The 24,404-nt window shown below is 73.2% G+C and carries 24 protein-coding genes and 1 pseudogene; 17 read left to right on the top strand and 8 right to left on the bottom strand.

Translation table 11 applies throughout. The features are described 5' to 3' along the window. The first annotated feature begins 28 nt into the window (after positions 1–28). Positions 29–721 carry a class I SAM-dependent methyltransferase gene (locus AQI88_RS32055; protein WP_067005847.1) on the top strand — a complete coding sequence of 231 codons (693 nt, stop codon included), beginning with the start codon at positions 29–31 and terminating at the stop codon, positions 719–721. A 24-nt stretch (positions 722–745) separates the two neighbouring features. Here the strand turns inward: AQI88_RS32055 and AQI88_RS32050 are convergent, their stop codons facing one another. Next, positions 746–1,120, bottom strand: coding sequence for a fic family toxin-antitoxin system, toxin component (locus AQI88_RS32050; protein WP_067005845.1), 375 nt, complete (start codon positions 1,118–1,120; stop codon positions 746–748). 4 nt (positions 1,121–1,124) lie between these two features. Continuing rightward, positions 1,125–1,367 (bottom strand): toxin-antitoxin system, antitoxin component, encoded by a 243-nt coding sequence (locus AQI88_RS32045; protein WP_067005843.1) that lies wholly within the window; start codon positions 1,365–1,367, stop codon positions 1,125–1,127. A 154-nt stretch (positions 1,368–1,521) separates the two neighbouring features. On the opposite strand from AQI88_RS32045, the gene AQI88_RS32040 reads away from it, so the two are divergent. The 10 genes from AQI88_RS32040 to mug all read left to right on the top strand — a co-directional run bounded on the left by AQI88_RS32040 (position 1,522) and on the right by mug (position 12,096). Continuing rightward, positions 1,522–2,334: an ABC transporter ATP-binding protein gene (locus tag AQI88_RS32040; protein ID WP_067005841.1), complete on the top strand. Its 813-nt coding sequence runs from the start codon at positions 1,522–1,524 to the stop codon at positions 2,332–2,334. Positions 2,335–2,338: 4 nt separating this feature from the next. Continuing rightward, positions 2,339–4,906: an ABC transporter permease gene (locus AQI88_RS32035; protein ID WP_067005839.1), complete on the top strand. Its 2,568-nt coding sequence runs from the start codon at positions 2,339–2,341 to the stop codon at positions 4,904–4,906. A gap of 67 nt (positions 4,907–4,973) precedes the next feature. Next, complete coding sequence (locus AQI88_RS32030; protein ID WP_067005838.1) at positions 4,974–5,861, top strand: LLM class F420-dependent oxidoreductase; 888 nt, start codon at positions 4,974–4,976, stop codon at positions 5,859–5,861. A gap of 45 nt (positions 5,862–5,906) precedes the next feature. Next, positions 5,907–6,332 (top strand): GNAT family N-acetyltransferase, encoded by a 426-nt coding sequence (locus AQI88_RS32025; RefSeq protein WP_067005836.1) that lies wholly within the window; start codon positions 5,907–5,909, stop codon positions 6,330–6,332. Positions 6,333–6,475: 143 nt separating this feature from the next. Continuing rightward, on the top strand, positions 6,476–7,819 hold the full coding sequence (locus AQI88_RS32020) for a hemolysin family protein (RefSeq protein WP_067005833.1): 1,344 nt from the start codon (positions 6,476–6,478) through the stop codon (positions 7,817–7,819). After that, positions 7,816–8,829 (top strand): hemolysin family protein, encoded by a 1,014-nt coding sequence (locus AQI88_RS32015; RefSeq protein ID WP_067005831.1) that lies wholly within the window; start codon positions 7,816–7,818, stop codon positions 8,827–8,829. The genes AQI88_RS32020 and AQI88_RS32015 overlap by 4 nt, the downstream gene beginning before the upstream one ends. A 67-nt stretch (positions 8,830–8,896) precedes the next feature. Further along, positions 8,897–9,685, top strand: a complete 789-nt coding sequence (locus tag AQI88_RS32010; RefSeq protein WP_067005829.1) for an SGNH/GDSL hydrolase family protein — start codon at positions 8,897–8,899, stop codon at positions 9,683–9,685. Between the two features lie 10 nt (positions 9,686–9,695). Continuing rightward, positions 9,696–10,052, top strand: coding sequence for a DUF4326 domain-containing protein (locus AQI88_RS32005; RefSeq protein ID WP_067005827.1), 357 nt, complete (start codon positions 9,696–9,698; stop codon positions 10,050–10,052). Between the two features lie 59 nt (positions 10,053–10,111). Then, a complete protein-coding gene (purB, locus tag AQI88_RS32000; protein ID WP_067005825.1) occupies positions 10,112–11,554 on the top strand; it encodes an adenylosuccinate lyase in 1,443 nt (480 codons plus the stop codon). Then, positions 11,551–12,096, top strand: a complete 546-nt coding sequence (mug, locus tag AQI88_RS31995) for a G/U mismatch-specific DNA glycosylase (protein ID WP_107118725.1) — start codon at positions 11,551–11,553, stop codon at positions 12,094–12,096. Before purB ends, mug begins: the two co-directional genes overlap by 4 nt. A 4-nt stretch (positions 12,097–12,100) precedes the next feature. Here mug and AQI88_RS31990 read toward each other — a convergent pair whose 3' ends face one another. The 3 genes from AQI88_RS31990 to AQI88_RS31980 are packed head-to-tail and all read right to left on the bottom strand — an operon-like array spanning position 12,101 to position 14,222. Then, the gene (locus AQI88_RS31990) at positions 12,101–12,541 is read right to left on the bottom strand and encodes a hypothetical protein (protein ID WP_067005823.1); all 441 of its coding nucleotides are present in this window, start codon (positions 12,539–12,541) and stop codon (positions 12,101–12,103) included. A gap of 41 nt (positions 12,542–12,582) precedes the next feature. Then, on the bottom strand, positions 12,583–13,299 hold the full coding sequence (locus AQI88_RS31985) for an ABC transporter permease (protein ID WP_067005821.1): 717 nt from the start codon (positions 13,297–13,299) through the stop codon (positions 12,583–12,585). Between the two features lie 2 nt (positions 13,300–13,301). Next, complete coding sequence (locus AQI88_RS31980) at positions 13,302–14,222, bottom strand: ATP-binding cassette domain-containing protein (protein ID WP_067005819.1); 921 nt, start codon at positions 14,220–14,222, stop codon at positions 13,302–13,304. Between the two features lie 107 nt (positions 14,223–14,329). On the opposite strand from AQI88_RS31980, the gene AQI88_RS31975 reads away from it, so the two are divergent. From AQI88_RS31975 to AQI88_RS31965, 3 genes are all read left to right on the top strand, one after another. Beyond that, positions 14,330–15,484: a sensor histidine kinase gene (locus AQI88_RS31975; protein ID WP_067005817.1), complete on the top strand. Its 1,155-nt coding sequence runs from the start codon at positions 14,330–14,332 to the stop codon at positions 15,482–15,484. 14 nt (positions 15,485–15,498) lie between these two features. Then, a complete protein-coding gene (locus AQI88_RS31970) occupies positions 15,499–16,155 on the top strand; it encodes a response regulator (RefSeq protein ID WP_067005815.1) in 657 nt (218 codons plus the stop codon). 124 nt (positions 16,156–16,279) lie between these two features. Further along, positions 16,280–17,437, top strand: a complete 1,158-nt coding sequence (locus AQI88_RS31965; protein WP_067005871.1) for an ROK family transcriptional regulator — start codon at positions 16,280–16,282, stop codon at positions 17,435–17,437. A gap of 968 nt (positions 17,438–18,405) precedes the next feature. Here the strand turns inward: AQI88_RS31965 and AQI88_RS31960 are convergent. Both AQI88_RS31960 and AQI88_RS31955 read right to left on the bottom strand, forming a co-directional pair. After that, positions 18,406–19,167: a GntR family transcriptional regulator gene (locus AQI88_RS31960; protein WP_067005813.1), complete on the bottom strand. Its 762-nt coding sequence runs from the start codon at positions 19,165–19,167 to the stop codon at positions 18,406–18,408. 239 nt (positions 19,168–19,406) lie between these two features. Beyond that, the gene (locus tag AQI88_RS31955; protein WP_067005811.1) at positions 19,407–20,291 is read right to left on the bottom strand and encodes an RNA polymerase sigma-70 factor; all 885 of its coding nucleotides are present in this window, start codon (positions 20,289–20,291) and stop codon (positions 19,407–19,409) included. Positions 20,292–20,412: 121 nt separating this feature from the next. Here AQI88_RS31955 and AQI88_RS31950 point away from each other — a divergent pair, with 121 nt between their 5' ends. Next, positions 20,413–21,066, top strand: a complete 654-nt coding sequence (locus AQI88_RS31950; RefSeq protein WP_067005809.1) for an NADPH-dependent F420 reductase — start codon at positions 20,413–20,415, stop codon at positions 21,064–21,066. A gap of 106 nt (positions 21,067–21,172) precedes the next feature. Continuing rightward, a complete protein-coding gene (locus AQI88_RS43845) occupies positions 21,173–22,003 on the top strand; it encodes an alpha/beta fold hydrolase (protein WP_079057940.1) in 831 nt (276 codons plus the stop codon). An 87-nt stretch (positions 22,004–22,090) separates the two neighbouring features. Here the strand turns inward: AQI88_RS43845 and AQI88_RS31940 are convergent. Continuing rightward, positions 22,091–22,879: pseudogene (locus AQI88_RS31940) on the bottom strand (EamA family transporter); the annotation flags it as partial. Positions 22,880–22,968: 89 nt separating this feature from the next. On the opposite strand from AQI88_RS31940, the gene pdxR reads away from it, so the two are divergent. Continuing rightward, positions 22,969–24,399 (top strand): MocR-like pyridoxine biosynthesis transcription factor PdxR, encoded by a 1,431-nt coding sequence (pdxR, locus tag AQI88_RS31935; RefSeq protein ID WP_067005804.1) that lies wholly within the window; start codon positions 22,969–22,971, stop codon positions 24,397–24,399. The last annotated feature ends 5 nt before the right edge of the window (positions 24,400–24,404 follow it).

Below are 24,404 nucleotides of genomic sequence, written 5' to 3'. Positions count from 1 at the left end.
TTAGGCCCGACCCTTCCGGGAGGTTGCCATGCGGTTGTTGTCGACCGGTTCCGCCACGGTGGCGCGCAGCCCCGTCCACCACCCGCTCTTCGCCCGCTGCTACGCCCGGCTCAGTGTGGCCGCCGAGACCCGGCTCGGGATGGCCGGGACGCGCGAGCGGCTGCTCGCCGGGCTCTCGGGGCGGGTGATCGAGATCGGCGCCGGAAACGGGCTGAACTTCGGGCACTATCCGGGGACCGTCGCGGAGGTCGTCGCGATCGAACCGGAGCCGCTGCTCAGGAAGTTGGCCCTGGAGTCGGCCCTGCGCGCGCAGGTGCCGGTCGATGTGGTGCCGGGGGCGGCCGAGGCGCTGCCGGTGAAGAGCGAGGCCTTCGATGCCGTCGTGCTGTCGCTGGTGCTGTGCAGCGTGCGGGACGTGCCTCGGGCGCTGGGCGAGGTACGGCGGGTGCTCAGGCCGGGCGGCGAGGTGCGGTTCCTCGAGCACGGCCGGGGCGGCGGCCGGGTGATGACGCTGACCCAGCGCGCCCTGGACCGGACGCTCTGGCCCGCGCTGAACGGCGGCTGCCACGTCGCCCGGGACCCGGTCGCCGCGCTGCGTGAGGCAGGGTTCGAACTCGGCCCGTACCGGCGGGTGCTGCTGCCGGACCGGGGGCCGAAGCTGCCCACCTCGTACGGTGCGCTGGGCACCGCCTGGCGGCCCGGCGAGCCGGCCGAGCGGTGATCCGGCGGTCCGGGCCGCCGCTCGTCACAGGCTCCAGCGGCGCAGCTCCCGGGCGATGTCGTCGATGTCCGCCTCGCCGCTCTTCACCAGCCGGGCCAGATCGCGGACCTGCTCGGGCGAGGTGACCACCTTCAGACCGCTGGCGACCAGATAGGCGTAGGCGACGGCCGAGGCGAACAGGGCGTTGGAGCGCTCCAGCGCCGGCACATGGATGAGCAGCTGGAGCAGGGCTGCGGCGCGGGCCTGCGGGGTGTCGTAGACGGGCACGCCGAATATCTCGGCCCGGTGGCGGGCGACGGCGGCGACCAGGGCGCCCCAGTCGACGACCTCGGGGTCCCCCGGCGTCTTCTGTTCGGCGAGCATGAGCAGCCAGGCGAGGTCGATGCTGAGCTCGTTCAAGGGATCAGCTGCGGGCTTCGCCGGAGTCGGTGCCGCGTGCCTCGCCGAACTCCTCGGCGAACACGGACTCGTACTGCTTCATGAAGTCGGCGGCGGCGTCCACGAAGGTGCGGCCGGCCTCCCCGGTGTCCTGTCTGACCAGCTCTTCTATGTAGCGGTTGACGCTCATGCCGCGGGCCAGGGCGCGCTCGCGGGCCGCGCGGGCGGTGCCCTCGTCCACGCGCACGTTCAGCTGGGTCTTCGCCATGCTTCGACGCTAGCGCCGGGGTGCTAGCACGGCAAGGGTGACCGGCCCCCCGTATGGAGAGTCTCTCGGCGTGGGAGCCCGTAGGGATTCCGGCTGTGGGACGGGTCACACTAGGCTCGGCCGGTACGAGGGAGTCGACGACCGGGAGGCGGTCTTGTCCACACCTGCTGCCGAGCACGCGCCGGGCCGGGCGCGGGACGGCTCGATCGCGGCCCGCGCCCGCGGGCTGACCAAGGCCTACGGCTCGGGCGAGACGACGGTGCTCGCCCTGGACTCGGTGGACGTGGACATCGCGCGCGGTCGCTTCACCGCCGTGATGGGCCCCTCGGGCTCGGGGAAGTCCACCCTGATGCACTGCCTGGCCGGCCTGGACAGCGTCTCGGCCGGGCAGGTCTGGCTCGGCGACACGGAGATCACGGGCCTGAAGGACCGGGAGCTGACCCGGCTGCGGCGGGACCGGATCGGGTTCATGTTCCAGTCGTTCAACCTCATCCCGACACTGACCGCGGCCGAGAACATCACGCTGCCCATGGACATCGCGGGCCGCAGGCCCGACGAGACATGGCTGGACCAGGTCATCGACACGCTCGGGCTGCGCGGGCGCCTGACGCACCGCCCCTCCCAGCTCTCGGGCGGTCAGCAGCAGCGGGTCGCCTGCGCCCGGGCGCTGGCCTCCCGGCCCGAGCTGATCTTCGCCGACGAGCCGACCGGCAATCTGGACTCGCGGGCCGGGCTCGAGGTGCTGGGCTTTCTGCGCAGGGCCGTGGACGACCTCGGGCAGAGCGTCGTGATGGTCACCCACGACCCGGGCGCGGCCGCCCACTCCGACCTGGTGCTCTTCCTCGGCGACGGGCGGATCGTGGACCGGATGGAGCAGCCGACGGCGGACGCCGTGCTGGAGCGCATGAAGGCGTTCGACGTGGTGCGGGGACGGCTCGGCGACGACAGCACCGCCCAGGAGGGCTGACCCCGTGCTCAAGGCGACCTTGCGGAGTTTCCTCGCGCACAAGGGCCGGCTGGCGCTGTCCGCGCTGGCCGTCGTGCTGTCCGTGGCGTTCGTCGCGGGCAGCCTGATCTTCTCCGACACCGTCACCCGCACCTTCGACCGGCTGTTCGCCTCGACCTCCGCCGATGTGACGCTCGAGCCGAAGCAGGACCTGAGGTCCCCGAGGACCGCCGGCGCGGTCCAGACCGTCCCCGCGGCGCTCACGGACCGGGTGGCGAAGGTCGAGGGAGTCGCGGCGGCGCATGCGGACGTGTCGGTGGAGAACGTGGTGGTGGTCGACAGCCACGACAAGTCCGTCGGCCCGACCACCGGCGCCCCGACCATCGCCACCTCCTGGTACGTCACCCACCGCAGCCCGGTGAAACTGACCTCCGGTCATGCCCCGCGCGGTGCGGGCGAGGCGCTGCTCGACGCGGACACCGCGGACAAGAAGCACGTACGGATCGGCGACCCGCTGACGGTGCAGGCACAGCCGGGCACCTTCCGGGTCCGGGTCGTCGGCATCGCCACGTTCACCACCACCAACCCGGGCGCGGCCCTGGTCTTCCTGGACCCCGCGGTGGCCGCCCGTGAGCTGCTCGGCTCCGCCGACCGGGCCACCAGCATCTCCGTGGACGCGGCCAAGGGCGTGACGGACGCGGAACTCAAGCGCCGCGTCGGCAAGGCGATCGGCACCGGCACGTACGACCTGAAGACCGCCGGGGAACAGGCCAAGTCGGCCGCGGCCACCCTCGGCGGTTTCCTGGACGTCATCAAGTACGTGATGCTGGGGTTCGCCGGCATCGCCGTGCTCGTGGGCGTCTTCCTGATCGTCAACACCTTCTCCATGCTCATCGCCCAGCGCACCCGCGAACTGGGCCTGCTGCGGGCACTCGGCGCCGACCGGCGGCAGGTGCGGCGGTCGGTGCTCACGGAGGCGGTTCTGCTCGGCGTGGCCGGCTCGACGCTGGGCCTCGCGGCCGGAATAGGGCTGGCGTTCGGACTGATCCGCCTGATGAGCGCGTTCGGGATGAATCTCAAGGCCACGGAGATGGTCATCGGCTGGGGGACACCCGTGGCGGCGTACGCCGTCGGGGTCGGTGTCACCTTCGTCGCCGCGTACCTGCCCGCGCGGCGCGCGGCGGCGGTTCCGCCGATGGCAGCGCTCGTGGATGCCGAAGTCGCAGGCGTGGGCAAGCCGTTGAAAGTGCGGGCGATCGTCGGATCCGTGGTCGGGGCGGCCGGTGCGGCCGCGCTCGCCGGGTGCGCGGCGGCCACGAAGACCGCGTCCGCGGCCTCCCTGCTGGGCCTCGGCGTGGTCCTGACGCTGATCGCGACCGTGATCGCCGGCCCGCTGCTGGTGCGCCCTGTGATCCGTGTCCTGGGCGGCGCCTTCCCCGCGCTGTTCGGATCGGTCGGCCGGATGAGCCAGCGCAACGCCCTGCGCAATCCGCGCCGCACCGGCGCCACCGCGGCCGCGCTGATGGTGGGCCTCGCGCTGGTCGGCGGGATGTCGGTGGCGAGCGCCTCGATGTCCGCGTCGTTCGACCAGCGGATCGACAAGACGCTGGGCGCCGACTTCGTCATCCAGAACGGCAGCTTCCTGCCGTTCACCAAGGAGATCACCGACAAGGTGCGCGGCACCGAGGGCGTGCGGCTCGTCGTACGGCAGCGGTTCGCACCCGTGGCCGTCCGGCTCCCCGACGGCGAGCGCGTGAAGACGACCGCCACCGGCTACGACCCCCACGTCGACGACGTCGCCCACCTGACCTACACGGCCGGGAACAGCGCGGCGGCGCTCGCGGACGGCGGGCTCGGCATGGACGCCGACTTCGCCGAGGACCACGGCGTGCGCCTGGGCAGCACCCTGCCCGTCGAGTTCCCCGGCGGGCACCGGGCCGAGATGCGGGTGGGCGCCCTCACCGACCAGGGCACCGGCGACGGGTTCGGCATGCAGGGCGGGCTGTTCTTCGGCATCGGCACGGCCGAGAAGTACGTCCCCGGCGGCCAGGACGCAGCCCTCTACGTCAAGCGGGCCGCCGGCACCGGCGCCGACCTGCTGCGCTCCCGCCTGGAGCGGACCCTCAAGCCGTATCCGCAGGTACAGGTCCGCGACCAGGCCGACTACAAGAAGCTCGTGCACGACCAGATCGCCGTGCTGCTGTACCTCGTCTACGCGCTGCTCGGACTCGCGATCGTCATCGCCGTGCTCGGCGTGGTCAACACCCTCGCCCTGTCGGTGGTGGAGCGCACCCGGGAGATCGGACTGCTGCGCGCGATCGGGCTCAGCCGGCGGCAGCTGCGCCGGATGATCCGGCTGGAGTCGGTGGTGATCGCGGTGTTCGGCGCGGTCCTCGGCCTGGCGCTGGGGCTCGTCTGGGGCGTTTGTACGCAGCAGGTGCTGGCGCTGCAGGGCATGACCGCGCTCGCGTTCCCCTGGGGCACGATCGTCGCGGTGGTGATCGGCTCGGCGCTGGTGGGCATCGTGGCCGCCCTGCTGCCGGCGCTGCGGGCGTCGCGGATGAACGTGCTGGCGGCGATCGCGCACGAATGACGGCACCGGGGCGGACGTGATGGAATCACGGATCCAGACTCAAGTCATGTGCAGTCGAGGAGAGTTCATGCCGCGCCCGTTCCGCTTCGGAGTCAACCTGCTCACGCCGTCGCCCGCCGCCGAGTGGCGGGCCAAGTGCCGCCGCGCCGAGGAACTGGGGTACGACGTGATCCTGGTCCCCGACCACCTCGGCATGGTCGCGCCGTTCCCGGCGCTGGTGGCGGCCGCCGAGGCGACCGAGCGGCCCCGGCTCGGCACGTTCGTGCTCAACGCCGGGTTCTGGAATCCGGCGCTGCTGGCCCGTGAGGTCGCGACCACGGACGCGCTGACCGGCGGCCGTCTCGAACTCGGTCTCGGGACCGGATACGTCCAGGCCGAGCACGAGACGGCCGGGCTGCCGTACGGCTCGCCGCGCGAGCGGGTGGACCACCTGCGGCGCACGGTCCGGGAGCTGGACCGGCTGCTCGGCTCCGAGGAGTTCCAGCCCCGGCCCGCACAGTCCCGGGTGCCCCTGCTGATCGGCGCCAACGGTGACCGGATGCTGCGCCTGACGGCCGAGCACGCCGACATCACTGCCTTCACCGGGGCCCGGCCGGGGACCGCCCCGGGCACGCTCACGCCGCTCACCGCCGAAGAGCTGGACGAGCGGGTGGCCCGTTACCGGAAGCTGGCTGCGGGCCGCGCGGAGCCCGCCGAGCTGAACCTGCTGATCCAGCTCGTGGCCGTCACCGACGACCCGGAGCCCGTCCTCAAGCCGCTGCTGGAACGGCAGCCCGGGCTGACCCTGGACCAGGCACTGGCGCTGCCCATCGTGCTGGCGGGGCCCCTGGACGACGTCGTCGAGCGGGTGCGGGCACAGCGGGAGCGGTTCGGGTTCTCGTACCTGACCGTCCTGGAGCCGTCCATGGAGGCGTTCGCGCCGGTGATGGAGCGGTTGCGGGAGGAGTCCGCATGACGGAAATTCCGGGGCGGGCGCATCCGTATGTGATGGGGTGATCGCATGATCGAACTGCGTATACGTTCCGCTCGGCCCGCCGACCTGGACGCCGTCCTGGCCTTCTGGAAGGCGGCCGCCGAGGGCACCAGCATCAGCGACGACCGCGACGGAGTGGAGCGGCTGGTCGCCCGGGATCCCGAGGCGCTGATCCTCGCCGAGCAGCAGGGCGAGCTGGTCGGCACGGTGATCGCGGGCTTCGACGGCTGGCGCTGCCACCTGTACCGGCTCGCAGTGCATCCGGACCGGCGGCGCCAGGGCATCGGCTCGGCACTGCTGGCAGCCGCGGAGGAACGGTTCGTACGGCTCGGCGGGCGGCGCGGGGACGCGATGGTGCTGGTCCGCAACGAGAGCGCACACCACGCCTGGCGAGCGGCCGGGTACGCACCCGAGGAGCAGTGGCGGCGCTGGGTGAAGCCGCTCTCCGACTAGGACCTTTTGCCCATCCTTTACCATTGAGGGAGTGCTCGGCCCTCGATGAAAGGTGGTGAGCGTCCGCCCATGGGTGATCCTCCCGGTCCGCGACACCGCGCGTTCCACCCCGCCCTGTCCGATCCTGGGACAGGGGTGACCCGATGACCGAAGTGCTGCTCCTTCTGGTGGCGATCCTGCTCTCGCTCGCCTGCGGTGCCTTCGTGGCGGCCGAGTTCTCCCTGACCACGGTCGAGCGCGGCGAGCTGGAGCGGGCCGCCGAACGCGGCGAGCGCGGCGCGGCCGGTGCCCTGAAGGCCGCGCGGAACCTGACCTTCCAGCTCTCCGGCGCCCAGCTCGGCATCACCGTCACCAACCTGGTGGTCGGCATGCTCGCCGAGCCGTCGATCGCCAAGCTGCTCGCCGGGCCGTTCGAGGCGCTGGGCCTCTCACCCACGACGGCGAGTTCGGTCGCGCTGGTCCTGGGCACGGCCCTGTCCACGGTGTTCCTGATGGTCGTCGGCGAGCTGGTGCCCAAGAACTGGGCGATCTCCTCGCCGCTGGCCGTGGCCAAGCGGGTGGGCACTCCGCAGCGCTGGTTCAGCGCCGCCTTCCGCCCCTTCATCACGCACCTCAACAACACGGCCAACCACATGGTGCGCCGGTTCGGCCTGGAGCCCGCCGAGGAGCTGGCCTCCGCGCGCGGGCCGCAGGAGCTGGCCGCCCTCGCCCGGCACTCCGCGAAGGCGGGCGCCCTGGAGGCGGACACCGCCGAGCTGTTCCTGCGGACGCTGAACCTGGCCGACCTGACCGCGGAGAACGTGATGACCCCGCGCGTCCAGGTCGTCGCCCTCGACACCCTGGCGACCTGCGAGGACGTGGCGAACGCGACCCGGGCCACGGGCCTGTCCCGGTTCCCGGTCTACCGCGGCAGCCTCGACGCGGTCGTCGGCATCGCCCACATCAAGGACGTCCTGGCGCTGCCCGCAAAAGACCGGACCCGCCGCTCCGTCGCCCAGGTGATGCGCGAGCCGCTGCTGGTGCCGGAGTCCCTCACCGTCGACCGGCTGCTGGACCGGCTCTCCGGCAAGCGCACCATGGCCGTCGTCATCGACGAGTACGGCGGTACGGCGGGCGTGGCGACGCTGGAGGACATCGTCGAGGAGGTCGTCGGCGAGGTGCGCGACGAGCACGACCCGCACGAGACGCCGGACCTCGCCCCCGCCGGCGCCGACGACGAGGGCCGGGCCCTGTACTCCGCGGACGGCGCCGCCCGCACGGACCAGCTCGCGCGCGTGGGTCTGCGCGTGCCCGAGGGGCCGTACGAGACGCTGGCCGGCCTCGTCGCGACCGAGCTGGGCCGCATACCCGGGGTCGGGGACAGCGTGGAGGTCGGCGGCTGGCGACTGGACGTGGTGGACGCCTCGGGGCGCCGGGCGGCCCGGGTGCTGCTGCACGCGCCCCTGGACGACGAGAAGAGCGACGAGAAGACGGAGCGGACGCGATGACCGCCGTTCAGCTGCTGATCGGTCTGGCGACGCTGGTCGTCAACGCCTTCTTCGTGGGCGCCGAGTTCGCGCTGATCTCCGTGCGCCGCTCGCAGATCGAGCCGCTCGCCCAGGCGGGCGACCGGCGCGCGAAGAGCGTGCTGTGGGGTCTGGAGCACGTGTCCGCGCTGCTGGCCGCCGCCCAGCTCGGCATCACGCTGTGCACGCTGGTCCTCGGTGTGGTCGCCGAGCCGGCGATCGCGCATCTGCTGGAGCCGGTGTTCCACGCGGTCGGTGTGTCCAAGAGCGCGGGCCACGCGGTGTCCTTCGTGATCGCGCTGGCCCTGGCGACCTACCTGCACATGCTGCTGGGCGAGATGGTGCCCAAGAACGTCGCGCTCGCCGAGCCGGTGCGCAGCGCGCTGCTGCTCGGCCCTCCCCTGGTCGCGCTGTCCCGGGCGCTGCGCCCGGTGATCTTCTCGATCAACGCCTTCGCGAACGGGCTGCTGAAGCTGCTCAGGGTGGAGGCCAAGGGCGAGGTCGCGGCGACCTTCACGGACACCGAACTCGCCGAGATCGTCAAGGACGCCAGCCAGGCGGGCCTCATCGACAACCGCGCGCAGGAACGGCTGCACGACGCCCTGGAGCTGGGCAGCAGGCCGGTGCGGGACGTGGTCGTACCACTGGAAAGGGTGGTCTACGCGCGCGTGGGCGCCACGCCGGAGCAGCTGGAACGGCTGTCGGCCGAGTCGGGCTTCTCCCGGTTCCCGGTCGTCGACGAGGGCCGCCGGATCGTGGGCTACCTGCACGTCAAGGACGCGCTGGACGCCTCGCCCCGGGACGTGCCGTTCCGGCTGCGCGACATGCGGTCCATCGCGCGCGTGCGCGAGAGCACCCCGCTGGACGACGTGCTCACCGCGATGCGGGGCAGCCGTACGCACCTCGCGGGCGTGCTGGGCGACGACGGGCGGCTGGCCGGGCTGGTGACCATGGAGGACGTCCTGCGGGAGCTGTTCGGGCAGCCCGCCTGAACCGGTCCCGGAGGTTTCCGGGCCGACCGACCGGCGGGTATGGAGCCGGGATACCATCGCTTTCGCCATGCAGACGAATCCCACACCTCCCCCGTACTCCAGCCTGGTCGCGGTCGGCGACTCCTTCACCGAGGGCATGTCGGACCTGCTGCCCGACGGCTCCTACCGCGGCTGGGCCGACCTCCTCGCCGCGCGGATGGCCGCCCGCACCCCCGGGTTCCGGTACGCCAACCTCGCCGTGCGCGGGAAGCTGATCGGACAGATCGTCGACGAGCAGGTGGACGTGGCGGCGGCGATGAACCCCGATGTGATCACGCTGGTCGGCGGGCTCAACGACACGCTGCGGCCCAAGTGCGACATGGGCCGGGTACGGGGCCTGCTGACCGAGGCGGTCGAGCGGCTGGCACCCAGCTGCGGGCAGCTCGTGCTGATGCGCAGCCCCGGCCGGCAGGGCCCGGTGCTGGAACAGTTCCGGCCGCGCATGGAGGAGCTGTTCGCCTGCGTGGACGAGCTGGCCGCACGGCACGGCGCCCTGGTGGTCGACCTGTACGGGGCGCCGTCGCTGGCCGACCCGCGGTTGTGGGACGTGGACCGGCTGCATCTGACGGCCGAGGGGCATCGCCGGGTCGCCGAGGCGGTGTGGCAGACGCTCGGCCACGAGCCCGAGGACGCCGAGTGGCGCACGCCGATACCGGCCGCCGCGCCGCCGGGCTGGGTGACGCGGCGGGCCGCGGACGCACGGTTCGCCAAGCAGCACCTGCTGCCCTGGATAGGACGGCGTCTGACCGGCCGCTCTTCCGGCGACGGCCGCCCGCCGAAGCGGCCGGAACTGCTGCCGTACGAGGGCCCGGCGTAGCGTCTTTGCCATGACCACGCGAGTGATCAACGTCAGGGGCCGGATCCACGAGTTCGGTCCCCGGCTGGAGCACGCCCCCGCGGACGTGGTCTACGTCGGCCGCCGCTGGACCATGGGAGGCTGGGACCTGCCCCGGCACCCCCTGTACAACCCGTTCGCCTACGACACACCGAAGAAGAAACGGGACGGCACCCGGGCCGAGGTGATGGCGATGTACCGGGCCCGTCTGCTGGAGCGGCCGGAGCTGCTGGAACTGGTCCCGGACCTGCGCGGGAAGACGCTGGCCTGCTGGTGTGCGCCTCAGCTGTGCCACGCGGATGTGCTGGCGGAACTGGCCGACACGGACGACGTGGCGCAGCTCTCGTAGCTTCCGCCGAACAACCCCATGGCGCTGGCCTGCACAAACCGCCAGTAGAATCTGGACACGTGACTTCTGCGCCCGCCAAGCCCCGCATCCCGAACGTCCTCGCCGGACGCTACGCCTCCACCGAGCTCGCCACGCTCTGGTCGCCCGAGCAGAAGGTGAAGCTGGAGCGGCAGCTCTGGCTCGCCGTGCTGCGGGCCCAGAAGGACCTCGGCATCGAGGTGCCGGACGAGGCGATCGCCGACTACGAGCGCGTCCTCGACACCGTCGACCTGGCCTCGATCGCCGAGCGCGAGAAGGTCACCCGGCACGACGTGAAGGCCCGGATCGAGGAGTTCAACGACCTCGCCGGGCACGAGCACGTGCACAAGGGCATGACCTCCCGTGACCTCACCGAGAACGTCGAGCAGCTGCAGATCCGGCTGTCGCTGGAGCTGATGCGCGACCGTACGGTGGCGGTCCTGGCGCGCCTCGGCAAGCTGGCGGGCGAGTACGCCGAGCTGGTCATGGCCGGCCGCTCGCACAACGTGGCCGCGCAGGCCACGACCCTCGGCAAGCGCTTCGCGACCGCCGCCGACGAGTTGCTCGTGGCGTACCGGCGGGTCGAGGAGCTGCTGGGCCGCTACCCGCTGCGGGGCATCAAGGGGCCGGTCGGCACCGCGCAGGACATGCTGGACCTGCTGGGCGGGGACGCCGGCAAGCTCGCCGAGCTGGAGGACCGGATCGCCCACCACCTGGGCTTCTCGCAGGCGTTCACCTCGGTCGGCCAGGTCTACCCGCGCTCGCTGGACTACGAGGTCGTGACCGCGCTGGTGCAGCTGGCGGCGGCGCCGTCCTCGCTGGCCAAGACGATCCGGCTGATGGCCGGGCACGAGCTGGTCACCGAGGGCTTCAAGCCGGGCCAGGTCGGCTCCTCGGCGATGCCGCACAAGATGAACACCCGCTCCTGCGAGCGCGTCAACGGCCTCATGGTCATTTTGCGCGGCTACGCCTCGATGACCGGCGAGCTGGCGGGCGACCAGTGGAACGAGGGCGACGTCTCCTGCTCGGTGGTGCGCCGGGTGGCCCTCCCGGACGCGTTCTTCGCGCTTGACGGCCTGCTGGAGACCTTCCTGACCGTCCTCGACGAGTTCGGCGCCTTCCCCGCGGTCGTCGCCCGCGAGCTGGACCGCTACCTGCCGTTCCTCGCCACCACCAAGGTGCTCATGGGCGCCGTGCGCTCCGGTGTCGGCCGCGAGGTCGCGCACGAGGCGATCAAGGAGAACGCCGTCGCCACCGCGCTCGCCATGCGCGAGCAGGGCGCCGAGCGCAACGACCTGCTCGACAAGCTCGCCGCCGACGAGCGCCTCCCGCTGGACCGCGAGCAGCTGGCGGCGCTGATGGCCGACAAGCTGTCCTTCACGGGCGCGGCGGCCGACCAGGTCGGTGTGGTCGTCGGCCGGATCGAGGAGATCGCCAAGCAGCGCCCGGAGGCCGCCGGCTACACCCCCGGAGCGATCCTCTGACCCGCTTCACCCAGGCGGAACTGGAGGCCGCCCGCGACCGCCTCGTCCCTGACGTGGTCGCGGACGGTCTCCAGGTGCTGTTCTGCGGCATCAACCCGGGCCTGATGACGGCCGCCACGGGCCATCACTTCGCCCGCCCCGGCAACCGCTTCTGGCCGGTGCTGCATCTGTCCGGCTTCACCCCGAGGCTCATGAAACCCGCGGAGCAGCGGGAACTGCTGTCGTACGGGCTCGGTATCACCAACGTGGTGGCGCGGGCGACCGCGCGGGCCGACGAGCTGACCGCCGAGGAGTACGTCGAGGGCGGGCTGCTGCTGACGGCCAAGGTGACGCGGTGGCAGCCGAGGTGGCTGGCCGTGGTCGGGGTGACCGCGTACCGGGCCGCCTTCGGCGACCGCACGGCTCGAGTGGGGCCGCAGGAGCGGACCATCGGGGACGCGCGGGTGTGGGTGCTGCCCAATCCCAGCGGGCTGAACGCGCACTGGACGGCGGCGACGATGGCGGAGGAGTTCGCACGGCTGCGGGAGGCGGCGCAGGCCTGACGGGTCAGGGCGGGTCGGTCTCGGTGATCACCGCCAGCAGCTGGAAGGGCAGTTCGCCGTCCCACTGGGACACGCCCAGGGCGGCCCAGCGGCCCGACTCCGTGCGCCACAGCTGCACGTCGGGCACGTGCGAGGCGAGCGTGCCCCAGGGCTCCGCCGGCTCCTCCCCCTCCATGCTCTGCCGGAAGGCGCTGTACAGGCTGATCCTGTCCGCCGGGCCCCACCGCTCGGCGAGCCGCTCCCCCAGCGCGTCCCGGTCGGCCTCGTACTGGGCCTGTGTCTCCTCCCGCTCGGTGCCGTCGTCCTCGTAGAAGTCGCCGCTGGTCTGTAACTCGGCTATGAGATATCCGGGCCCGCCCGTGCCGACGTCCGTCCTGCCGTGCTCCGCGGGGAACTCCCGGGCGCACAGCCGGTCGATCACAGCAAGGTGGTTCGCGATGTCCATGTGATCCAGTAAAGCGGGCCCCACTGACAATTGGCGGGCCGTCAAGCGTCCCGGCGGTGGATGCTCCAGGCTCCCGCGCTCAGCGCCGCCGCCGTCCACAGGGCGGTCACCGCGAGCCCGCTCCAGGGGCCGAGGGCGCCGTCCCAGGTGCTGTGCAGGGCCACTTGGCCCGCCCGGTCGGGCAGGAAGTCGGCGACGCCCCCGGACAGGTCGCCGATGACGAAGGACACGATCAGCAGGAACGGGATCAGGACGGAGAGGGTCGCCACTCCGCTGCGCAGCACGGCCGCGAGTCCGGCGGCGAACAGGGCCATCAGCGTGAGGTGGAGGCCACAGCCGACGGCGCCGCGCAGTCCCTCGGCCCAGGACGGACCGGAGGCTCCGAGGACGGCCTTGCCCACCAGCAGCGTCACCACGCCCGTGAGCAGGCCGACGGCGAGCACGGGCAGGGCGATCGCCGTGGCCTTCGCGGCGAACCACCGCCGCCGGTCGGGGACGGCCGCCAGTGTCAGTCGCAGCGCGCCGCCGCGGAACTCCGACGACAGGGCCGTCGTACCGAACGCGATCGCGGCGATCTGCCCGAAGCTGACGCCGAAGAACGCCGAGAACAGCGGGTCCGTGCCGTCGGCGTCGGCGTCGGCGGCGGCGAGCGCGGAGAACGCGGAGGTGGCGACGAGGATCGCGGCCAGGCTGCCGACGAGCGAGCGCAGCGTCCGGATCTTGATCCACTCGGCGTGCAGGACGGGGGCGAACGGCATGGTCAGGCCTCCTGGGGCTGGGCGGTGAACTCGGCTTCGGCTGCGGTCAGATCGAGATAGGCCTGCTCCAAGGTGGCCTCCTGGACGGCCAGTTCCAGTACGGGGACGCCTGCCTCGGACATGAGGCGGCCGAGGTCGTCCGCGGGCGCGTGCCGTACGGTCCACGTCCCGTCCTCGTCCCGGGAGGCGTCGTGGCCGTGGCGGGCGAGCAGGTCGCCGAGCGCGGCGGCGTCGGTGGTGCGGATCCTGACCTGGGGCCGCACGCGCGCGTGGATGAAGTCCTGGACGGGGGTGTCGGCGAGAAGGCGGCCGCGGCCGAGGATCACGAGGTGGTCGGCGAAGGCGGCGGTCTCGTTCATCAGATGGCTGGAGACCAGGACCGTACGGCCCTCCGCTGCGAGCCGGCGCAGCAGCGTGCGGATCCAGACGATGCCTTCGGGGTCGAGGCCGTTGGCGGGTTCGTCCAGCAGGATCACCTCGGGGTCGCCGAGGAGCGCGGCGGCGATGCCGAGCCGCTGGCGCATGCCGAGGGAGTACGTATTCACCCGGCGCCGGGCCACCGCGGCGAGTCCGGTCTCCTCCAGGATGCCGTCGACCCGGCGGACGGGGATGCGGTTGCTCGCCGCCAGGGCCCGCAGATGATCGTGCGCGGTGCGGGAGCCGTGCGCGGCCCGCGCATCCAGCAGGGCGCCCACCCGGCGCAGGGGCTCGCGGAGTTCGGCGTACACCTGGCCGCCGAGAGTGGCGGTGCCGGAGGTCGGCCGGTCGAGACCGAGGACGAGCCGCATGGTGGTGGACTTCCCGGCGCCGTTGGGGCCGAGGAAGCCGGTGACGCGGCCGGGGCGGACGCTGAAGGTGAGGTGGTCCACGGCCCGCCGGGTGCCGTACTCCTTGGTGAGGTCTCGTATGTCGATGCTGGTCATGGCATCAGCCTGGCCGGGCGCGCGGCTCGGTTCCTCCCCCGCGGGTGGAGATCGTCTCCCCCGTGCGGGGGAGGTCCGTTGTCGGTGCCGCCTGCGACGATGTCCCCATGGCCCGATTCCTGCGCCCGCTGCTGCGCGGGACGACGTACACGCGCCTGCTGCATCTGTGGGTGCCCATGCTGATCGTCAGCATGTGGCTGTTCATCGACATGTCGACTCCCTGGATGCCCGCGCTCCTGCTCGCCCCGGTCGGTCTCGTGCCCGCCGTGCGGATGGGCGAGGGCGTTCAGGCGCGGCTGCTGCTGACGCCCGGCGAGGAGGAGCCGGGCATCTCCGTGACACCGTCGGTGACCTGGCGGGACCGGCTGCGCACGGTCCTGTGGCTGGAGCTGCGGATGGCCCTCGGAGCGGCGGCCATGTTCGCCACGGTGTGGCTGCCGATCATCACCTACGAGCTGGCGAAGTGCGGGTGGGGACAGGCGCCTTCCGGTGTTCCGCTGCTGGACCGGCTGCCGCCGGAGCGGGCGTACGCCCTGCTGGTGCCGCTTCCGCTGCTCGCCCTGTACGGGGTCGTCGTCGGACTCGGCGCACTGGTCACCGAGTGCGCCCGCCGACTCCTCGGGCCGTCCGCCTCCGAGCGACTGGCCGCCCTGGAGGAGCGCACCGAGCAGCTTCTCGAACGCACCCGCATCGCACGGGAGTTGCACGACTCCATCGGGCATGCCCTGACGGTGGCGGTGGTGCAGGCGGGTGCGGCGCGGGCGGCGGGCGATCCGGCGTTCACCGACCGGGCGCTGGAGGCCATCGAGGACACCGGCCGGGCCGCCCTCGCGGACCTGGAGCGGGTCCTTGGGGTGCTGCGCGAGTCGGACCGGCCGGTCGGCGCCCGGCCGACGCTCACCGACGCCGACCGCCTCCTGGACTCCGCGCGCGCCTCCGGCGCCGAGGTGGACGCCGAGGTGACAGGTCCCGTCGCGACGGTGCCGGGGCCGGTCTCGCGGGAGGGGTACCGCATCCTCCAGGAGGCGCTGACCAATGTGCTGCGGCACGCGGGAGCCGTCCCCGTGCGCGTGCGGGTGTCGGTGGCCGACGGCAGGCTCGCCCTGGAGGTCCGCAATCCGCTTCCGGCCGTGATACCGGGGCCCGGGCGGGGCAGCGGGCTGCGTGGCATACGGGAGCGGGCGGCGCTGCTCGGGGGCAGTGCTCGTACCGGACCGGACGAGGACGAGTGGCAGGTGCGCGCGGAGCTGCCGCTCGGCTGATCTACGCTGGCCGGATGCCGGTCACCGTTCTCCTCGTCGACGACGAACCCCTGGTCCGTGCGGGTCTTCGGGCCGTGCTGGAGGCGCAGCCCGACATCGAGGTGGTGGGCGAGGCGGCCGACGGTGCGGCGGTCATCCCGCTGGTGCGCCAACTGCGCCCGGACGTGGTCGCGATGGACGTCCGCATGCCGCTGATGGACGGGATCGAGGCCACGCGCGCGGTGCTGCGCACCGTCGACGCGCCGCCCAGGATCCTCGTGGTGACCACCTTCGAGGACGACGAGTTTGTGTACGAGGCGCTGCGCGCGGGTGCCGACGGGTTCCTGTTGAAGCGGGCCCGGCCGGCCGAGATCGTCCATGCGGTGCGGCTGGTGGCGGAGGGCGAGTCGCTGCTGTTCCCCGCGTCCGTACGCCGGCTCGCCGCCCGGTACGGCGACGGCGGCCGCGCGGCCCGTGCCCCGCTGTCGGAGGCCGGGCTGACGGAGCGGGAGGCGGAGGTGCTGCGGCTCATGGCGCGGGGGCTGTCGAACGCGGAGATCGCTGCCCGGCTGGTCGTCGGGACGGAGACGGTCAAGTCGCACGTGAGTGCCGTGCTGGCCAAGCTCGGGGCGCGCGACCGCACCCAGGCGGTGATCGCCGCCTACGAGTCGGGGTTCGTCGCGCCGGGCTGATCCACATCCGGCGCGCCGGGCTGATCCACGCGGACCGCCGGGTCGGCGGAGCCCGGCTCTCGCCGGGGTGGAGCGGGCCGAGTACGATCCGCCCCAACACGCCCGCGAGCTGGGAGGACGGACGGTGGGGCAGCTGACCGGTGGCGATCCCTCGCTGCTGCGAAGGATCAACTCCGCGGTGGTGCTGCACGCGCTGCGTGCTGCGGACTGCGCGACGCTCACCGAGATCACCCGGGTCACCGGACTGTCCCGGCCGACCGTCGAGGGGGTCGTGGAAGGGCTCATCGAGGCGGGGCTCGTGGTCGAGAAGGCGGCCGAGGAGGGCACCGCGCGCCGCCAGGGGCGGCCCGCCCGCCGGTTCCGGTTCCGGGCCGAGGCCGGGCATCTGCTGGGCCTGGAGATCGGCGCCCACCGGGTCGCGGCCCTCCTGTCCGACCTGGACGGACGGGTGCTGGGCGCGCAGGCCAAAGAGGTGGACGAGACGGCTCCCGCGGACGAACGTCTTGACCGGCTGCGCGGCGCCGTCGCCGAGCTGCTGCGCCGGGCCGGGATCGCCCGCAGCTCGCTGCGGGCGGTGGGCGTGGGCACACCGGGCATCCTGGAGGCCGACGGAACGGTACGGCTCGGCACCGCCCTGCCGCAGTGGACGGGCCTGAGGCTCGGCGAGCGGCTCAGCCGCTCCTTCAAGTGCCCGGTGCTGGTGGAGAACGACGCCAACGCGGCGGCCGTTGCCGAGCACTGGAAAGGCGCGGCGACGGAGACGGACGACGTGGTGTTCGTGCTGGCCGGGCTGAGTCCGGGAGCGGGTTCGCTGATCGGCGGGCGGCTGCACCGGGGGTACGGCGGGGCGGCCGGGGAGATCGGCGCGCTCCATCTGCTGGGCCGGGGAGCGACCCCGGAGGCGCTGCTGTCCACCACCGACGAGCCGCTGCACCCGCTGGACGAGCAGGCGGTCGCCGAGGTGTTCGCGCTCGCCCGGGAGGGCGACCTGCGGGCCCGGGCGGCCGTGGAGCGGTTCATCCAGCGGCTCGTGCACGACGTGGCCGCGCTGGTGCTGGCCCTCGACCCGGAGCTGGTCGTGATCGGCGGCTGGGCGGCCGGCCTGGACGGCGTGCTGGAGCCACTGCGCCGCGAACTCGCGCGCTACTGCCTGCGCCCGCCCCGGGTGACGCTGTCCCTGCTGGGCGAGGCGGCCGTGGCCACGGGCGCGTTGCGACTGGCCCTCGACCATGTCGAGGAGCAGCTGTTCGCGGTGGACGCGACGGTGACGGCGCGACGCTGAGCCGACAGCCGCGGACTCGGATGGCGCTGTAGCGCTCGACACGGCGCCCGCACCAGCCGAAGCCGAACCCAGCGCCCCTGGACCGGCAGGCACCGCCTCGGGCGCCGCTGGACCGGCCATGACCCACCCGGACGCCACCCAACGGGCCTCGACCGACCCGAGCACCGTTGGACTGCTCGACACCGCCGCGGGCACCACCGAACCGGCCGACGCCGACCTAGACGCCACTCGACCGGCCTCGGCCGCCCCGAGCACCGCTGCACTGTCCGACACCACCCCGGACCCACTCGACCTGCCGTCGCCAACCCCAGCGCCCCTGGACTGGCCGACACCACCCCGGGCGCCACCCAACCGGCCGACGCCCACCCACACGCCACTCGACCGGCCTCAGCCGACCCCAGCACCGCTGCACTGTCCGACACCACCCCGGAGGCCACCCAACCAGCCTTGGCCGACCCGAGCGTCGTTGGACTGGCCGACACCACCCCGGGCGCCACCCAACCGGCCAACGCCCACCCACACGCCACTCGACCAGCCTCGCCCGACCCGAGCACCGCTGCACTGTCCGACACCCACCCCGGAGGCCACCCAACCAGCCTTGGCCGACCCCAGCACCGCTGGACTGTCCGACACCACCCCGGGCGCCACCCAACGGGCCGACACCGCCCCTGACGCCACTCAACCGGCCGACGCCCCCAGACGCCACTCGAGCAGCCTCAGCCGACCCGAGCACCACTGGACTGTCCGACACCACCCCGGAGGCCACCCAACCAGCCTTGGCCGACCCGAGCGTCGTTGGACTGTCCGACACCACCCCGGCCACCGCTGGCCTGTTCAACACCGACCGGGACACAGCTGGAACGGCCATGGCCCAGCCGGACTCCACTCGACCAGCCGGCACCGTCCCGGGCCTCCAGGAAACGCTGCGCGCCCCGGTGGAGTTCCGGGGCGCGGCGGGAGGTGGAGGCTCAGGAGGCTCGCTGCTCGGGGTCGTGGTGTATCTCCACGTCGGGCGAGTCACCGAAGGTGAGCCGGCAGGTGTCGGCGCGGTAGGTCGCCACCGAGAGCGCCGCGGTGCGGCCCTCGGCGAAGAAGCGGGTGGTGACGACCAGGACGGGCGAGCCGGGCAGCCGGTCGAGGTCCTTGGCGTCGTCCGCGCGGGCCGAGCCCAGTTCGACGGCGCGGTCCTGGCCCTCGAGGTCCAGGCGCTGCAGTTCGCGCAGTACCGCACGCGCGCGTGCCGGGCCGGACGGGGCGTCGATCGCGGTGAGGTCGGGCACCGAGGCGGCCGGGATGTAGAGCAGTTCGGTGGCGACGAGCTGGCCGTGGGACATCCGGGAGCGGCGCACGATGTGCACGGGCTCGCCGGCGCCGCTCTCCAGGGCGGCGGCGACGGCCGCGGGCGGCGCGGACTGGGCACTGTCGGCGGGCTGCCAGGCGTCGTCGGCGGCCCCCGGCCAGGCGTGCTGCCGGGTGCCGACGGCCACGCCCATGCGCGGGGGCGCGACGGTGGTGCCGACGCCGCGGCGGCGCTGCAGCCGGCCCTCCAGCTCGAGCTGTTCGAGGGCCTGGCGGAGCGTGGCGCGGGCCACGCCGAAGCGGGCGGCGAGCTCGCGCTCGTTGGGCAGGATCTCGCCGACCGAGAACTCGGAGTCGAGTGCCTCACTGAGCACGGTCTTGAGATGCCAGTACTTCGGTTCCGGCACCGATTCCAGCTGCGTGGTCCCCACCCTGTCCTCCGCAAGAGCCGTGGTCCGGCGGTTTTTAGCGCCCTTGTTTATTAAAGGTTGTTGCACTTATCTGCGACCATAGGGCGGCCGTCACCCTTGGTCAAGACCAATCCTCGTTCCCTGGGGTGATGCACAGGGGCTGCGCCGTGGAGCGTTCACGAGGCGTTCGTAAGGGGCCGTGTGTGTGACATCGCGGCAAAGCCCCCGTCGTACGACGGGGGCTCTCGGCGCGGTACGGCTCAGTGGGCGGCCAGGGACCGCAGCTTGTCGGGGTTGCGGATGATGTACACCGTGGTGATGCGACCGTCGGCGACATCCACCTGGAACACGCTGTCGGGCTTGTCCCCGGACAGGATGAGCACCGCACGGCCGCCGTTGACCTCGATGCCCCGGAAGGACAGGTCGGGCGCGCCCTTGCCGGCGACGCCGGCGATGAAGCGGCCCACCTTGTCAGCGGAGTGCAGGATCCGCACCGGCGCCTTCGCCTTGCCGCCGCTGTCCGCGACCAGCCGGGCGTCGGGGGCGAGCAGGGACATCAGCCCCGCCAGATCCCCCTCGGCCGCGGCCGCGAGGAACCGTTCGGTCAGATCGCGACGCTGGGCAGGATCGACCTCGTAGCGCGGCCGCCGCTCCTCGACGTGCCGGCGGGCCCGCCCGGCGAGCTGCCGTACCGCCGCCTCACCGCGGTCGAGCAGGGTGGCGATCTCGGCGTACGGGTAGCCGAACGCCTCTCTGAGGACGAAGACGGCCCGTTCCAGCGGCGACAGCGACTCCAGGACGACCAGCACGGCGAGGGAGACGGAGTCGGCGAGCAGGGCGCGGTCGGCGGTGTCGGGGACGGTGTCGCCGAAGTCGGTGACACAGGGCTCGGGCAGCCAGGGGCCGACGTACGCCTCGCCCCGCGCCTGCACCTGGCGCAGCCGGTCGATGGCCAGCCGGGTGGTGATGCGCACGAGGTAGGCGCGCGGTTCGCGGACCTGTTCGCGGTCGGCGCGGGACCAGCGCAGCCAGGCGTCCTGCACCACGTCCTCCGCGTCGGCGACCCGGCCGAGCATGCGGTAGGCGACTCCCGTGAGGAGGGGCCGGTGCTCTTCGAAGACGTCGGTCGTGGTGTCTGCTGTCACCGCTCCATCCCATCCGACACGCCCGCCGGTGTCCAAGCGGAATCGGCCTGTCCGGGACCGGTCCGGATCACAATGTCCGCGGACCGCCGGTGGCCGGCGGCCGGGGTCCGGGAGGTGACCGATGCGCTACGCGGTGCTGGGCACGGGCGAGGTGGGCCGCACACTGGCCGGCAGGCTGGTGGAGCTGGGCTACGACGTGACCCTGGGGTCGCGCACGAAGGACAATCCGGTCGCGCTGGAGTGGGCCACGGCCGCGGGCGGCCGGGCGCACGCCGGCGCGTTCGCGGACGCGGCCGCGGCGGCCGAGGTGGTCCTGAACGCGGTGGGCGGCCGGGTGGCGCTCGACGCCCTACGGGCGGCGGGGGCGGAGCACCTGGCCGGCAAGGTCGTGGTGGACGTGTGCAATCCCGTGTCGTTCGAGGACGGGCAGTTGCGGCTGGACCCGGTGGAGTCGGACAGCGTGGCCGAGCAGATCCAGCGGGCCTTCCCTCACGCGCGCGTGGTGAAGACGCTGAACACCGTGAACTGCCAGGTGATGGTGGATCCGGGGCGGGTGCCCGGCGAGCACAACCTGTTCGTGTGCGGTGCGGACGACGCCGCCAAGCGGCAGGTGACGGAGTTGCTCGGGGAGTTCGGCTGGCCGGCCGAGCGGGTGCTGGATCTCGGCGGGATCCGGTCGGCGCGGGCGGTGGAGATGCTGCTGCCGCTGTGGTTCGGTCTCTTCCAGAGGTTCGGGCACGCGGACTTCAACTTCGAGGTGCGCCGCGCCCGCTGAGGCCGGACGCGGGCGACCCGCACGCCCACCAGGGGCTACCCGTCGGTAGTAATTGCTGACAAGCTGTCTACGGCGTCCGTCAGCAGCCCAGCCGAGGAGCACCCCCATGTCCGCCACCGTCTCCTTCCAGGTCCCCACTCCGCACGGCCCGAAGGACGTGACCGTCTGCTACGCGCGCGTGGGGCGCGGTGAGCCGCTGGTCCTGCTGCACGGCATAGGCCATCACCGCCAGGCCTGGGACCCGGTCGTGGACATCCTCGCGACCGAGCGCGACGTGATCGCCGTGGACCTGCCGGGCTTCGGCGCGTCCCCGGGCCTGCCGGGCGGCCTCGACTACGACCTGCCCACGACCAACGCCGTGCTGGGCGCCCTGTTCGAGACGCTGGAGCTGGACCGCCCGCACGTGGCCGGCAACTCTCTGGGGGGTCTGCTGGCCCTGGAGCTGGGCCGGGAGAAGCTCGTACGGTCCGTCACGGCCCTCTCCCCGGCCGGTTTCTGGACGGAGGCCGAGCGGCGCTACGCCTTCGCCGTGCTGCTCACGATGCGGGGCATCGCCCAGCGGCTCCCGCTGCCCCTGGTGGAGCGGCTGTCCCACACGGCGGCCGGCCGTACCGCGCTGACGAGCACCATCTACGGCCGTCCCGCACGCCGTTCACCCGAGGCCGTGGTCGCCGAGACGCTCGCGCTCGTGGGGGCCACCGGTTTCGACGCGACCCTGCGGGCGGGCAGCACCGTCCGGTTCACCGACGATCTGCCGGGTGTGCCGGTCACGGTGGCCTGGGGCACCCGGGACCGGATCCTCGTGCGCCGCCAGGGCGTCCGCGCCAAGACGATCATCCCGCGCGCCCGGCTGGTCCGGCTGCCCGGCTGCGGGCACTGCCCGATGAACGACGACCCGGCGCTGGTCGCTCGCGTCATCCTCGACGGCAGCCGCTGACCGCCGCGGACGCAGCGCACCGGAGCCGAGGGCGACCCCGGCGCCCACCAGGGCGCTGCCCGCGGCCTGTGCGGGCCCGTAGGAGCCGGTGCCGACGAGCGGGGCGGTACAGGCGGCGGCCACCGGGATGAGCCCGGAGAACAGCGTGGCCCGCTCCGCGCCGAGCCGCTGCATGCCCATGTACCAGCACACGAAGCCGACGACGGTGACGACCGCCGCCTGCCACAGCAGCGCGGCGCTCTCCGTGGCGTCGGGACGGCGCAGCCACGCGCCGCCGTCCATGACAGCACCGGCGAGCGCGGCTTCGCCGGCGGCCACGGCGCACACGGTCGCGGACAGCAGCCGCGGCCCGAGCGGCCGCAGCACCGGCACGGCGAGGACCGCGAACCCCACCTCGCCGCCCAGCGCGCACACCGAGTAGGCGATCCCGGGCCCGTCCGTACGTCCCCAGCCCTGCACGGTGAAGGCTCCGACGGCGACGAGCAGCGCGCCGTACAGCACCGCACGCTGCGGAGGGCGCCCGTCGAGGAGCGGGACGAGGACGGCGACCACGACCGGTGCGCAGCCGACGAAGACACCGGGGACCGCGGGTTCGGCGCTGCGTTCGGCGGCGATGACGGCCAGGTTGAAGCCGACCATGCCGATGCCCGCGAGCAGGGCGAGGCGGACCCACTGGCGAGCGTCGAGCGCACGCAGGCGCGGCATCCCGTCGCTCCCCGCGAGCGGGACGAGCAGCAGGCAGGCCAGGGCGTAGCGCAGGAACTGGCCGTCGGCACTCGGGTAGTGGCCCAGGACACTGTTGGCGGTGAAGGAGCCGCCGACGAGCACACAGGCGAGGGCGGCGAGCAGGGCGCCGCGGGTCGTGCCGGCCCGCATGCGGGTGGTCGTGGTCGTCGTGCGGGCGGTGGTGGCTTTCATGACGCTGACGCTAGGAAGCGCGGCGGTCCGGATTAAGGTCCACTTCCATGACGTCATCGGGGACCACTGCGGGCGGCCTTGCGGGCTCGGCGGCGTGGGAGCTGCTGCTGCCCGCCGCCTCGGCACCGGCACGCGCGCGTGGCCGTGCCCTCCAGGCGGCGCTGCGCGAGGCGATCCGCTCCGGCCGGCTCGCGCCGGGCACGCGCCTGCCGTCCAGCCGGGACCTCGCCGCCGACCTCGGCGTGTCGCGAGGCCTGGTCACGGACGCGTACGAGCAGCTGACGGCCGAGGGGTATCTGCGCAGCGGCCGGGGCGCGGGCACCTGGGTGAGCGACGCCGTGCGGGCCGCCCACCCCCGCGCGCGTGACCTCGCTCCCCGCTCCCCGGGCACCCGTGTCGACTTCGTCCCGGGCACACCGGACCTGTCGCTGTTCCCGCGGGCCGCCTGGGCCGCCGTACAGCGCGCCGTGCTGGCCGAACTGCCGCACCACGAGCTCGGCTACCCGGACCCGCGCGGACTGCCCCGGCTGCGCACCGCGCTCGCCGCACTGCTCGCCCGCCGCCGGGGTGTGGTGGCCGACCCGGAGCGGATCGTGGTCGTCTCCGGTGTCGCCCAGGCGAGCAGCCTGGTCGGATCCGTGCTCCACGCGCGCGGGATGCGCACGATCGGGGTCGAGGACCCGGGCAGTCCACAGCACGACAGCCTGTATGCGGCCGCCGGTCTCGGCACCGTACCGCTGCCGCTGGACGAGGAGGGCCTGGCCCTCGGCCCGCTGCGCGGGTCCGGCGTACGGGCCGTGGCGACGACCCCCGCCCATCAGTACCCGACCGGGATCGCGTACTCCGCGGGGCGCCGCGCCGGCCTGCTCGACTGGGCGCGGTCGGTGGACGGCCTGGTGCTGGAGGACGACTACGACGGGGACTTCCGCTACGACCGCGCTCCCGTGGGTGCCCTCCAGGGCCTCGATCCGGAACGCGTCGCCTACATGGGCTCGGTCAGCAAGTCCCTCGCGCCCGGGCTGCGGCTGGGCTGGCTGCTCGTACCCGCGGCCCTGGCGGAGGAGGTGGTGGAGCGCAAGCGGACCATGGATCTCGGCCACTCCTCCCTCGACCAGGCGCTGTTCGCACGTTTCCTGGAGCGCGGCGACTACGACCGGCAGCTGCGCCGCTGCCAGCGCGCCTACCGTGAGCGGCGCGACGTCCTGGTCGCCGCCCTGGCCGAGCACTTCCCCGAGGCGAAGGTGTCGGGGATCGCGGCGGGCCTGCACGCGATCGCCGAACTCCCCGAACGGTACGGCCCGCAGGACGGCTTCCTGAAACGGGTCGCCGACGCCGGGATCGCCGTACGCCCGCTCAGTGCCTGCACGCACGCGCGCGGCGACGAGGACGGTGTGCGGCTGGTGCTCGGGTACGCGCAGTTGCCGCCGGCCCGGATCCGGGCGGGCGTACGGCTGATGGCCGAGGCGCTCGCCGGCTGACCGGC

The organism is Streptomyces cellostaticus, from assembly GCF_001513965.1.
In the GTDB taxonomy this organism is placed as follows: Bacteria; Actinomycetota; Actinomycetes; order Streptomycetales; family Streptomycetaceae; genus Streptomyces; species Streptomyces cellostaticus.
This window is presented reverse-complemented; position numbering and strand designations above follow the sequence as displayed.